Here is a 12,198-nt window from a genome sequence, read left to right as displayed (position 1 = left end):
CTCTGCTTAATAGTTATTTAGCCATAGAAAAGGGAAAGAATAAGTTAAGTCTGGGTTTATTTCTGTTATTATGGCTTATTTGTTTGGGTTACTCCGTCGCGGTTATTATCCCTAAGGGAACTTTTAAAAATATACTGTTAAGAATACCATTCATAAGGGACATCTTAATGGGTTTATCCTATGCATTGGTGATGATTGCATTGGCTTTGCTCATTTACTTTGTATTTAATGTTAATTTAAGCCTTATTTACCTTGCTGCTATTTTTTATGTAGAAAATCTTATATTTCATAGGAAATTATATTGGCAACGTCTAAAGGAGACTCTAAAAGCCAAAACAGCTGCTAATAGTTAATCGGTTTTGTAATTAGTTAGCTCAAAATAAACAATCCATCAGTTCTTATTTTTAACTTTTTTAAAACATTTGCCTGTAATAATGACCTTGTCATCAATAGGTTTAATGTCTTCTATATTGTTAATGACATATTGAAATTGAGGATTACCAATGAAATCTTTAAATAACTCTTTATAAAAGAACCATTCTACAATAGAAAATAGATGTTCTGGTTTTTCTAATAATTCTTGAAACGAACAATAGTTTGCTTCCGAAAAATCTGAAGTTTCGTTATACTTTATATCATCAGCCTTAATTTCAATCAGAGCTTGATGGTAGGGTTCTTCTAGCAGATTACAAAATTGAGCTTTATCCATGATGATCTTGTAATCTTTAACGGTGTTATGGTCTAAAAACCACCCAAAATTTAAGCCGTCATTAAAGGTGAATACTGACTGCTCTGTAAGTTGATTATTCAAGTATATTTCCATCATCATCAATTTTATCTATAGAATAAGTATTCATTAGTTCAGAAAACACATAATCTTCTGCATAAGTATATGGTTGTTCAAAGTACTGATTCGCTATGTTTTTTAAGTCGCTTATTTTATGTGGTATGCACTTACATTTTTGTTTAATGATTAGATTCGAGCCTAATTTTCCTAATATGATTCTTGGCAAATCGTCCGTAAGTAAACCAATGAGTCCAACCAGATCATAATTATAGGCTTCAAAAGCTAGTAAAGCCTCTTTCTCAGAAGACTTTATGTCGGCTTTAAGCTCCAGATAGGGAAGTAGGGCTTTTAAGATATCCAGTTCATTATTAAGGTTGAGTGCATGAGAAATAGAAGGAATATAGCTTATACAAAGTTCTTTTAATTGTTTTGCCCTAGGGTCTTCAATAAACTTTAAGTCGGGTACCACATCTGTAAAAGGGTCTATGTGTTTGGACAATTTATGAGTGTAAGTGGCAAATTGTTCAAGGATTTCAAAACCTTCTTGATGCCCACAGATGGCAATGCATAAAGCTGCAGAATAGACGTCTTCTTCGTTTGGAGAGTTTGTGTAGTCTAGTAAAATGGATTTGTCAACTTGCCTAAGCCCAGATTTTATGAACAACTCTAAATGGTAAATAGGCCAATTAGATGCTAAAGCATACTTTAAAGCAGTTTTTTCGCCATAGTCTTGAATAAGCTGATAGAGCTGAGGTAAAAACCAGGGTTCATCTTCTGGTATAAAGCCGTGAAGCGATTTTTCTAATTTTTGATATGCTTCTGCAAAAGTTGATGACATTTTCCAATCTCTTATCTTGCTACCGGTTTTGGCTATGGTTTCGTTGCGGAATGGTTCGGCAAAAATATTCCGCCGCAAACCAAAGTTAGCAAGCACGGAAGAATTTCCGAGAGCAAATTTCACCGCAATGAGCTCCAGCCGTTGTTAGGCATAGTATTTATTTTTCCAGTATTAATTTTTCAGATTCGTTGTCTATTGTCCATTTTCTAAATTTGTCAAGGAAACTTTTACCTAATAAAAGAGGAATGTTTGATGAACCTATTGAAGCTGTAACATTGTTGACAGTAAATTCTCCAACTTTTACTTCTTTTAAAAGGACTCTTCTTTTTGCAACTATTGAACCATCTGCAATCCGATAAAGAGCTGGTTCAATGTAGCTGTCTTTTGTAAGAATTCCACGAGTAATGAATTCTTTTTCCAATTCGGCTGATAGGGAAATTTCACTTGCTCCAGAATCCAATACAAACTGTTTTTTAATTCCACTTATCTCAATTAAGATATAATAAATTCCAGATTCTTTGTCAAGTTTGATTTCCTCTTTACTTTTTATTCCAGTTATAAAACTATAAGTTGATTTGAAATTTTCATTGGCAAAAGGGTCGTCATCTGTAGTTTGATATTCAGGACTTTCATTAATAAGTCCAATTAAATACTTGAATGCATTATAAACTTTGTCTCTTTGGCCTTCTTTTTTAAAACGAAGTCCAAAGCTGTATTGATTCTTATCAAACACTTCTTTTTCTACTGTTAGAAAGCAAGGATTTCCATTATTGCATTTGAAGTCAAGAATAAAATCATTCCTAAAGTCTATTGATTTATCTAATTTTATTTTCGATATTTCTCCAGAATAAGTCCATTTTTTGCTTATATCTCGATTTCCAACTTTTCCCAAATACTCATCGTTATATTTTTTTTGGAATATCTCAAAAGTTCCGTCTCTATTTACTATCAGTTTATGATTGTAGGTTAGATTTTCATTTATGTAATTAATAGTTTCTTCAATTGTCAGTTGTTGTGAAAATAAAATCCCTGTCGAAAAGAATAATCCAATAAATAATTTCAAGTTCATCGTTTTGTTCATATTGCGCGTAAACGCAGGGTTAAACGTAGTTCTGCTTTGAGAATGAAAAGATAATAAATTCTTGAGGAATAATTAGAGAAAGGGTCTGTCTTATACTCTCTAATTATTGATTGTCAATTAGCTTCGCGAGAGCGAAGTGTAAATTGTAGAATTCATTAGATTGGGGATTCTAGAAGCAGGATCAAATTACCATCAAATTAAAGAATTAATGCCTTCTAATATGCAATATTTTACATTTAAAAATAAAAGCAGTTACAGTTGAGTTACCATATTGGTTTTTTGTTTTGTATTACCCAGGTTCATAACTGAATAGGCAAGGGGTTGCGGAGTGCTTTGAACTAGTAGCCTTTAGCAAGGATTCAAAATACAAGTGAAGCTAAGTGTTTAGTGTTATTAAAAGCAATAGATATTAATGTTTATTATTCTTTGATGTTCGTTGACAATGAACATGCTGAATTAGTGAACAAATTATTGTAGTCAATATTCAACCCAAAATTTTCTTATTTATACCCTAAAGGGTATAAATATAGTAAAATTAAAATATTTATACCCTTTAAGGTATAATCATAAAATAATTCATTATATTGTACCCATAAAGGTATAATATGATGGAATGGGATAGAGAAAACACAATAGCAAAATTTGTAAGGGATAGACGCAAAAAGGCAAATTTAACACAAGTAGAGTTGTCAGACTTTACAGGTGTTGGCTTGCGTTTTGTACGCGACCTCGAACAGGGGAAACCAAATGTAATGACCGATAAAGTAAATCAGGTTCTGTTATTTTTTGGCCACACACTAACACCAACACCTATAAGTGATGAGACAAGGAGAAATCTGGGTAAATAAAACCTTGGCCGGTATATTAACCGAGGACGATGATGGCTATCATTTCAAGTATGACAAGGTATACTTAGAAAATGAAAGCAGCTTAGCAGTGAGTTTAACCTTACCATTACAGGAAGAACCGTTTAGAGCCGAATACCTATTCCCTTTTTTCGATGGTTTAATTCCAGAAGGTTGGTTATTAGACATTGCGCATAAAAATTGGAAAATAAATCCAAGAGATCGTATGGGTTTATTGCTAACTACATGCAGAGATTGTATTGGCAATATTAGCATTATAGAGAAAGTATGAATGATTGCTTAGCATGTCATAAAAAACTAGGAGATGGTGAAATAAACTACCATAAAAACTGCTTAACAGCATTTTGGCAAGAAGACACGCCTGTACTACAATTAGAGTATGAAATGTCACAAATCGAAGCGCTGGCAAAAGAAAACGTAGCGCAGCGCATCATCGTTACAGGTGTACAACCAAAACTATCATTAGGATTCACAAAACAAAATGCTCAAAATAGGTTAACCATTGTAGGAGCATTAAATGGTAGGTACATTTTAAAACCACCATTTCATATGTACCCACAAATGCCTGAAATTGAAGCATTATCCATGTTATTGGCACAAGCTTGTGGTATAGCAACAGTACCCTTTTTATTAATACCGCTTAAGGATGGCACTTTAGCCTATTTAACCAAGCGAATTGATCGTACTGCTAATAATGAAAAGTACCCCATGGAAGATGCCTGTCAATTCACAGAGCGTCTTACGGAGCATAAATACCGTGGTTCTTACGAGCAAATTGCTAAAGGTATTATAACCTATGCCCAAAACCCATTACTGGATGCTGTAAAATTTTATGAGCAAGTCATTGTTTCTTTCCTTATTGGAAATAACGATATGCATTTAAAAAACTTTTCACTCATAGCAAACGACAGTATACACTATGCATTGGCTCCAGCCTATGATATGGTAGCGGTTAAATTATTAGTCCCGGAAGATCAAGAAGAATTAGCACTAAACCTCAACGGGAAAAAGCGGAAAATCAAGCGTCTAGATTTTAATGAAGCAATGGCCGTAGCACAAATCCCGGCAAAAGCTATTGAAAACCTCTGGAAACGTATTGAAAAAGGCATGCAGCAATGGCAAGAATTAATTAACTGTAGTTTTTTAAATGATGAAAATAAACATACTTTAAAAACAGTTATAGAAAGCCGAGCAAAACAATTAGAATTAAATGCTAAATTGTAATACTTATAAATTATAAAGATGATCCAAGCACAAGATCTAGTTCAAAATATCGAAACTTCAGAAAAAGTCAAATCACAACTTATACAGGTTATTGAAGCCTTTCAAAACATGGATTACCATAGGTTAAACGATTTGTTGGATGATGAAGCCTATTACGAAGACATGAAGAAAACAGCATTCATATACCAACAAATGCAAATCTTTAAAGAACTACGTAAAAAAGGAGATACTCTTCTACTTATATCTACAAATATTTGCACTGGCTGTTTGTGCAGCGAACCTGTTTTTGTGTTTACGGGCAATAACTCTGGTCTTAAATATGCCATATACGGACAGTTTACAGAAGGTGAAATAACCGATATATTCAGATGTTCAGAACAATCGGACTGGCTAGACGGTATGTTGCCTTTTTGATTATTTAAAAATAATTAATAATGAAGTTTAGGTGAATTTCTTAATTTTACTCCTAAATCAAGTAAAAATAATTTTGGGTGCCCTATGAGTTGCCCTATTGGATTCTAAATTTTATATAAAACTGATAACCAATATATTAGTTAAAGGGTAGCGGAGCCTCTTTCTCCGCAAAAAGAAGGCTTTACAGAAATGTAAAGCCTTTTTGTTTTATACGGTTAAATCTGTTTTCCGCTCCTTTAATGATTTACTAAAAGGTTGTTTTAGCAAAATTTGTCCGGTTGCCGCTTTTATCGCATTTGCCAGTGCGCCACCTGCAGGTGGTAAGCCTGGCTCACCTAATCCAGTAGGAGAGAGGTTGTTTTCAACAAAATAGGTGTCCACTTTCGGTGTTTCATTCATCCGAATGAGACGGTATGTGTCAAAATTAAGGTCTACTGGTTTCCCATCCTTGAAGTTAAAATCACCAAACATAGCATGGCCAATACCATCTAATACACCACCTTCAACTTGATTTTTTGCACCTGTAGGATTTACAACAATACCACAATCAACAGCAACGGTTACCTTTTCTATGATTGGTTTTCCGTTATTTAATGTTATGTCTACAACTTCTGCCACATGTGTATTATGACTGTAATAGGCCGCAAAGCCTTGATATACATTACTAGCAGCATTGCCCCAATTTCCTTTTTCAGCAGCAAGTTTGATAGTGTCTGTCATACGTTTTGCTGAATATTCAATGGATTGGTCTTCACCATCTTTCACATTCTTTAAAAGGTCTAATCGTAGCTGAACAGGATCCTTTTCTAATTCTTCTGCTAATTCGTCAAAGAAACTTTGCTCAGCAAACGCTAGAAAATTCGTATAGGGTGCTCTCCATGCTCCAGTTGTAATATTACTTTGATAATTTGCTGTATCTACTTGATAGTTCTCAATAGCACCTGCTGGAAAGAAATTCGGAATTAATCCATACATATTGCTATTGATTGCGGCTTCTTTTAAATGGTAACCTGAAATTCCACCATCTTTAATAGACGCAGCTATTTTGTATTTTATTGCTGGACGATATACACCTGTAGACATATCATCTTCTCTAGTTGAGACTAACTTAACAGGTCGTTTTAATTTATCTGAAATCTCTGCAGCCTCATAAACAAAGTCGCCGTAAAGACGTCGTCCAAATCCACCACCCATTCTCGTCATATCTACATGAATATCTTCAAGATCTCTGTTTAGAAGAGACGATACAACTTTGGCGGCTGCCTCAGGTGTTTGAATAGGACCTACCAAATGCACTTTCTCATGGGTTACATTAGCAAAAAAGTTCATTGGTTCCATACAGTTATGCGGTAAAAAAGGAGATTCATATACACGCTCAATAACTTTGTCCGCATTTGCGAATGCCTTCTTTACATTGCCATCAGATCGTCTTGTATCGAATTTGGTTCCATTAAGAAGATCATTCAATGCTTTATCGTGTATTTCAGTACTTTCTAAAGCAGAGTTGTCCTTCCAAATCGCTTTAATAGCTTTCTTACCTTTAATGGCATCCCATGTTGTTCTACCAATTACTACAACTTTATCAGTTTCAGCTAATCGTACTGACCAATGGGCAGAAGGATCAAATTTATCTTGATTTAAATATTTTCGCGCTTTATCTCCTATGGTAATAACATCAATAACACCTGGTAAAGCTTTTGCTTCAGTGGCATCGAAGGATTCTAAAATTTGTCCAAAAGCAGGAGGCCTCAATATTGTGGCATATACCATACCATCTGCAACATAGTCTAATCCAAACAATGGCTTGCCAGTTATAATTTTGTCGATGTCTACATTAATGGCGTCCTTTCCAATAATTTTATAATCTTTAGTTTCTTTAAGTGCGACATCTTCTGGAATCTCTAATTGAGCTGCTTCGTTTACCACATTGCCATAGCCTAATGTTTCGCCATTACTATTTGTAATGACACCATCAGAGGCATTACATGTACTTGCGTCAACACCCCATTTTGCAGCTGCACCATTAATCAACATCTGTTTCGCAGTGGCACCGGTTTGTCGTAAGGCATCCCATCCAAATCGTATAGATTGACTTCCACCAGCAACCTGACGTTGAAAGTTTTTTGTGTCTAAAGCACCCTGTTGTACACTAACATGGCTCCAAGGTACATCTAACTCCTCAGCTATAATCATTGGCATGGAGGTCTTTACACCTTGACCAATTTCTGGATTGGGAGAGAAAATGGTGACATATCCATTTTCTGCAATTTTTATAAAAGCATTAAAATCTTTAAAATCTAATTGAGAAATATCAACTGGTGGTGTGGCCGACTCTTTACAAGCACTAAAAAAATTAAATCCTATTAATAACCCGCCACTTGCTAAAGCAGAAGTTCTTATGAAACTACGTCTGCTAAATGTTATTTTATTGTTGTCTTTCATGATTTCCTAGCTTAAGACATTTTTTCTGCAGCTAAGGCCACTGCTTTTTCTATTCTGTTATAACTGGCACATCTGCACAAGTTTCCATGCATCGCCTGTCTGATATCATCTCTGGTCGGTTCTGGATTTTGTTTTAAAAATGATGTCGCAGTCATAATTTGACCTGCTTGACAGTAACCACATTGTGGAACATCCATTTCTTTCCATGCCTCTTGTACAGGATTTAGTTTGTCAGATTCTAAACCTTCTATTGTTGTAATGTCAGAACCTTCGAGCCTTGAAGCTGGTAATAAACAACTTCTAGTCGCAACACCGTTAACATGAACTGTACAAGCGCCACATTGACCGATTCCACATCCAAATTTTGTACCTACTAGGTTAATTTTATCGCGTAAGATCCATAATAATGGTGTGTCATCATCCGCAGTAATGTTGTAGACCTTACCATTGATTTTTAAATTATAATTTGCCATAGGAGTTGATATTTAGTTAAAGTTAAAAAATAATAGAATAGGATGGAGTCATTTCCTAAAGATTAACAATAAACTAACTGTTTTAGAGGAATTTAAGTTTGAACGCTTCTAAACTTAAAACATTTGGGTTTTTAATTTTATATTTAGAAAGGAACTCATCGAGGCAAGACTTGCGTACTACAAAAATGAAGGTTGAATATTCTATAAATTTTTGGTTGAATAATCTTATCAACAGGTGATGAAATCCTAGGTTTTGACGAATTTCTAGAGGTCCAATTTCGTCCACTATTATGAATGAGGCACTTTTATTACTAATTGTATCTAAGATTGCTTTTACTGCAACATCAAAACTTTCCTTGTTAAATGCATATTTGCCAACCTTTAAGGTTGTTTCCCCTGCTTCCATTGGAATAAACGTTTTGGATTCGATAATTTGGAACATCCGCTTTCCATTTACTATTGGCGATAATACACCGCTTACTTTAGGGTTGTTTTTTACCCAATTTTGAAGACTGGTCGTTTTACCAATACCCTTTTCATCCGTAATTATATAAATACCTTCACTGCTCATTATCGTTCAGACTAAAATAAAGTGATAGACTTAGCCAATTTATTGTAAATGCCAATAACTTTTTATAGGTGTTATTTTCTTTTAAGGACAGGTGATATGCAGCATTTATATTTCTTTTTATTGAAGGCATAAATTTTAAAATACCTCTAAGTGTGTCACCCTGAGCATCCTTTTCTTTTTTAGCCCATTTTTGAATAAAATATTTAAACAACGGATTGATGACAAAGAGAAAGAGAACCAATGCTCCAAAAGTTCTTAAAACAATGGACAATGCGTTGTCTATTGCACCAGTAAAAACAAACACTAAAACAGAAAAAAGGAGTAATGACAGAAAAAGGTATACACGTTTTCTCTTGCGTTTGGAATTTGCTTTTCTGGTATTATCAAATGTCAATTCTGATACTTTTATTGACTTTGCATTATCTAAAACTTTCTTAGGTAATTTTATGGATAGATTTCCAATAATTATTCCACCCAAAAGATAGACTAAACCATAAATGAAAAGAAAAATCCAAGGTAGCTCAGAAATCCAATCACTATTGAATTTATCTTGCAACTCATTGAAGAATTTTTGAAAAGATTCCCAGAGTCCCAAACCAAAAAATAAAGTTAAGGTTAGAATTTTTTGAAATGCTGATTCAAATAATGCAACCGCTCCAAATAACATGGCACTTAACCGATTAACCCCAAAAACTGCATATATACATGCACCTATAAGACCTTGAAAAAGAACTGCGACATACGCCATTGGTGGAGAATGTGGACTTGCCGTAGCTTTAATTAAAACCACCAATAAAGTAGCCTTAATTATAGCATCAAATTTCTTAGGACTAATGTATGCTAAATAAGTAATTATTATTACCGCTAAACTTCCTAAAAACAAACCACTAAAAGGCAGTCTTATGGCATGTAAAAAACCACCAAGACCACTTTCGCTAACTGCCCATATTGCAGTGAGTTTTGCACTAAATTGATAAGGTCTTTCGTCAAACTTTATCATTAAGACTCTAATTTATTTTTAGATATTAAAATGTAGTCAAGTGGTGTGTCAACATCAAAGAGGTCTACAGGCTTATCCATAACTATTACCTGCTCAAGTTCATTATTTAAAAGGCGTTTAGCGCCCTTGTCATCACTTAAGCTTTGTAATTTTTGATAATATTTTTTAGGGAATATTGCAGGGACACCATTACGTCTACCATAAGTAGAGGCGATTATCTGATTTGGGTATGTTTTGGATTTTGCAATCATTTCATTTAAATAGGCAACATCTACTAATGGCTGGTCACCTAAAACAACACATATTGCATCCTTTTTTTGAAGCGCATTTACTCCTGATTTTATACTTGTACTTAAACCATCTCTATAATCTGGATTAATAATGATATGCGTCGATGAAGGAAGTTCGCTTTTAATTTTATCAGATTCTGAACCCAGGACGACAGATAGACTATCGGCATTTGTTTGACTACAATTATTAATCACTTGCCCCAATAGTGTACTATCTCCAAGTTTTAATAACTGTTTTGTGGTTCCCATTCTTGTAGAACTACCAGCGGCAAGTATGAGAATAGCAATATTCAATTAATCAAGTCGTTTTTTTAAATCTCTTAATGAAGTCACTTGCTTTTCTCGAAAAACAGACATCATTTCTGAGAGTATTGAAAGTGCTATTTCTTCTGCGTTAATCGCTCCAATATTGAGACCGGCTGGACTGTAAATATTTTCTAAGAATTCTAAATTTATGCCATCCGTATAGTCAATAAGGTCATTCTTTAACCGTTCTCGTCGTTTTGACGACCCAATAATCCCTAAGTACTTTGGATTTTGATCATGCAGACGAACTAAATATTTTAGATCTAAAGCATAATTATGAGTCATGAGCATAATAGCTGTATCGCTATCGATCTTTATTTCCATCAATGATGGGTCAACTGCAGATACTGTTTTAGCACCTGGAAAATCATCTAAGTTTTTAGGATCTTTTAAAGAAGTCATAACATCAACCTCCCAGCCTAAAAGATTAGCCATTTGACATAGTTTAACCGCATCGTGTTCACCGCCAATAATGATGAGTCTAAATTGTGGACTTAAGGTTTGCTTAAATATTTGAGCATCCGTGATTTTTTCAAACTTAAAATTCTCAGAAAACGAAAATTTCTCTCCATTACAAATTAATACACTACCAAATCCACCAGTGAGATCATCCCCAAGCTTATAGTAAGACTCAATTTCGTATGCGATGCGTTGCTTTAAGAACAAATCAAATTTCTCAACCAATAATTCTGAAACCTGAAACGGTTCTAGTAAAATATGAAGGATGCCTTCACAGCCTAAGCGATAACGGCCGTCATAGACCATTATTTTAGGCTTTCCAGTTTCTAATACAGATTGTGCACGTCGTTCTATCTCGTTCTCTACACAACCACCACTTACTGCACCAATCCTATTTCCATTTTCACATATGAGCATTCTTACTCCAGGTTTTCTATAGGACGAACCTTCTAAATGTACCACTGTTGCTAAAACGCTCTTTAGGCCTAACCTTTGATTCATTAGGGCACTTTGGATAATGTGAATTAACTCGTGAGTCATTAAAAACTTTAATTTATTCAGTAAGTGAATTTATAAAAAAGAAATGGCAAATGTTAGATATGGATCCTATTAAGTGAGAGTTTGTACAATTACATCCTACTAAGTAATTTAATATTGATGACGATTATTGTGAAATCAAAAATTAGAATAGGTTGTTGAAACTATATATTACATGGATGTACGTATCTTTGTAAATAAAAAGAAATGTCTATAATAGAGCAATTAAATTGGCGCTACGCTACTAAAAAATTTGACTCAAGTCGTTCATTATCCGAAGATCAAATTGATACACTAAAACAAGCATTTAACTTAACAGCCTTGTCTTACGGTCTTCAAACACTTAAACTGATTGTTATTAAAGATAAAGATATCCGAGAGGGACTTGTTGAAGTTTCATTTGGGCAAAAGCAAGTTGTTGATGCGTCGCATTTACTCGTATTATGTATTAAGGATAATATAGATCAAGAAGATGTCGAAGATCATTTTACAACCATTAAATCGATTAGAAATACTTCTGATGCCATTTTAGATCCTTTTAAAGAACAATTAAAAAATACTATTAATGATATGCCAGGCTCTAAGAAAATAGACTGGGCTACTCGACAAGCATATATTGCACTAGGGAATCTTATGACTGTTTGTGCGATTGAAGAAATTGATAGTTGCCCAATGGAGGGTTTTTTGCCAGATAAATTAGATAAAAAACTCAAACTTAAAGACCACGGCTTAAAATCTGTTTTGCTTTTACCGGTAGGTTTTAGAGCAGAAGATGATCTCTTTGCAACACTAAAAAAAGTGAGAAAACCAATTTCTGAAACTGTTATAGAATTGTAGATAATAAGTTTAAGACCTCCTTTCAAAAACATATATTTGTTGAGTAAATTCAATAACTACACGAAACTATATT

Annotated in this window: 14 protein-coding genes; 5 read left to right on the top strand and 9 right to left on the bottom strand. The window is 34.1% G+C overall.

The window, feature by feature from the left end:
- Positions 1 to 391: 391 nt before the first annotated feature.
- From ACRHOC_RS08230 to ACRHOC_RS08220, 3 genes are all read right to left on the bottom strand, one after another.
- Positions 392 to 823 carry a hypothetical protein gene (locus ACRHOC_RS08230; RefSeq protein WP_431158126.1) on the bottom strand — a complete coding sequence of 144 codons (432 nt, stop codon included), beginning with the start codon at positions 821 to 823 and terminating at the stop codon, positions 392 to 394.
- A complete protein-coding gene (locus tag ACRHOC_RS08225) occupies positions 804 to 1,625 on the bottom strand; it encodes a hypothetical protein (RefSeq protein WP_431158125.1) in 822 nt (273 codons plus the stop codon). The genes ACRHOC_RS08230 and ACRHOC_RS08225 overlap by 20 nt, the downstream gene beginning before the upstream one ends.
- A gap of 157 nt (positions 1,626 to 1,782) precedes the next feature.
- Positions 1,783 to 2,688 carry a retropepsin-like aspartic protease family protein gene (locus tag ACRHOC_RS08220; protein WP_431158124.1) on the bottom strand — a complete coding sequence of 302 codons (906 nt, stop codon included), beginning with the start codon at positions 2,686 to 2,688 and terminating at the stop codon, positions 1,783 to 1,785.
- Positions 2,689 to 3,311: 623 nt separating this feature from the next.
- On the opposite strand from ACRHOC_RS08220, the gene ACRHOC_RS08215 reads away from it, so the two are divergent.
- From ACRHOC_RS08215 to ACRHOC_RS08200, 4 genes are read left to right on the top strand one after another with little or no spacing between them, the layout of a single operon-like run.
- A complete protein-coding gene (locus ACRHOC_RS08215; protein ID WP_431158123.1) occupies positions 3,312 to 3,554 on the top strand; it encodes a helix-turn-helix transcriptional regulator in 243 nt (80 codons plus the stop codon).
- Positions 3,526 to 3,843: a HipA N-terminal domain-containing protein gene (locus ACRHOC_RS08210; RefSeq protein WP_431158122.1), complete on the top strand. Its 318-nt coding sequence runs from the start codon at positions 3,526 to 3,528 to the stop codon at positions 3,841 to 3,843. Before ACRHOC_RS08215 ends, ACRHOC_RS08210 begins: the two co-directional genes overlap by 29 nt.
- Positions 3,840 to 4,796, top strand: coding sequence for a HipA domain-containing protein (locus tag ACRHOC_RS08205; RefSeq protein ID WP_431158121.1), 957 nt, complete (start codon positions 3,840 to 3,842; stop codon positions 4,794 to 4,796). Before ACRHOC_RS08210 ends, ACRHOC_RS08205 begins: the two co-directional genes overlap by 4 nt.
- An 18-nt stretch (positions 4,797 to 4,814) precedes the next feature.
- Positions 4,815 to 5,210 carry a hypothetical protein gene (locus ACRHOC_RS08200; RefSeq protein WP_431158120.1) on the top strand — a complete coding sequence of 132 codons (396 nt, stop codon included), beginning with the start codon at positions 4,815 to 4,817 and terminating at the stop codon, positions 5,208 to 5,210.
- Positions 5,211 to 5,417: 207 nt separating this feature from the next.
- On the opposite strand, the gene ACRHOC_RS08195 is transcribed toward ACRHOC_RS08200, so the two are convergent.
- From ACRHOC_RS08195 to ACRHOC_RS08170, 6 genes are all read right to left on the bottom strand, one after another.
- Positions 5,418 to 7,652 (bottom strand): molybdopterin cofactor-binding domain-containing protein, encoded by a 2,235-nt coding sequence (locus ACRHOC_RS08195; RefSeq protein WP_431158119.1) that lies wholly within the window; start codon positions 7,650 to 7,652, stop codon positions 5,418 to 5,420.
- A gap of 11 nt (positions 7,653 to 7,663) precedes the next feature.
- Entirely contained in the window at positions 7,664 to 8,125 is a 462-nt protein-coding gene (locus tag ACRHOC_RS08190) for a (2Fe-2S)-binding protein (RefSeq protein ID WP_431158118.1), read from the bottom strand.
- A gap of 82 nt (positions 8,126 to 8,207) precedes the next feature.
- Complete coding sequence (locus tag ACRHOC_RS08185) at positions 8,208 to 8,696, bottom strand: nucleoside-triphosphatase (RefSeq protein WP_431158117.1); 489 nt, start codon at positions 8,694 to 8,696, stop codon at positions 8,208 to 8,210.
- Positions 8,686 to 9,696 carry a hypothetical protein gene (locus ACRHOC_RS08180; RefSeq protein ID WP_431158116.1) on the bottom strand — a complete coding sequence of 337 codons (1,011 nt, stop codon included), beginning with the start codon at positions 9,694 to 9,696 and terminating at the stop codon, positions 8,686 to 8,688. Before ACRHOC_RS08180 ends, ACRHOC_RS08185 begins: the two co-directional genes overlap by 11 nt.
- Positions 9,696 to 10,280: a nucleotidyltransferase family protein gene (locus ACRHOC_RS08175; RefSeq protein WP_431158115.1), complete on the bottom strand. Its 585-nt coding sequence runs from the start codon at positions 10,278 to 10,280 to the stop codon at positions 9,696 to 9,698. Before ACRHOC_RS08175 ends, ACRHOC_RS08180 begins: the two co-directional genes overlap by 1 nt.
- Entirely contained in the window at positions 10,281 to 11,291 is a 1,011-nt protein-coding gene (locus tag ACRHOC_RS08170; RefSeq protein WP_431158114.1) for an XdhC family protein, read from the bottom strand.
- A gap of 204 nt (positions 11,292 to 11,495) precedes the next feature.
- On the opposite strand from ACRHOC_RS08170, the gene ACRHOC_RS08165 reads away from it, so the two are divergent.
- Positions 11,496 to 12,125 (top strand): NAD(P)H-dependent oxidoreductase, encoded by a 630-nt coding sequence (locus ACRHOC_RS08165; protein ID WP_431158113.1) that lies wholly within the window; start codon positions 11,496 to 11,498, stop codon positions 12,123 to 12,125.
- Positions 12,126 to 12,198: the final 73 nt, after the last annotated feature.

The organism is Winogradskyella poriferorum (assembly GCF_050618035.1).
GTDB lineage: Bacteria > Bacteroidota > Bacteroidia > Flavobacteriales > Flavobacteriaceae > Winogradskyella > Winogradskyella poriferorum_A.
This window is presented reverse-complemented; position numbering and strand designations above follow the sequence as displayed.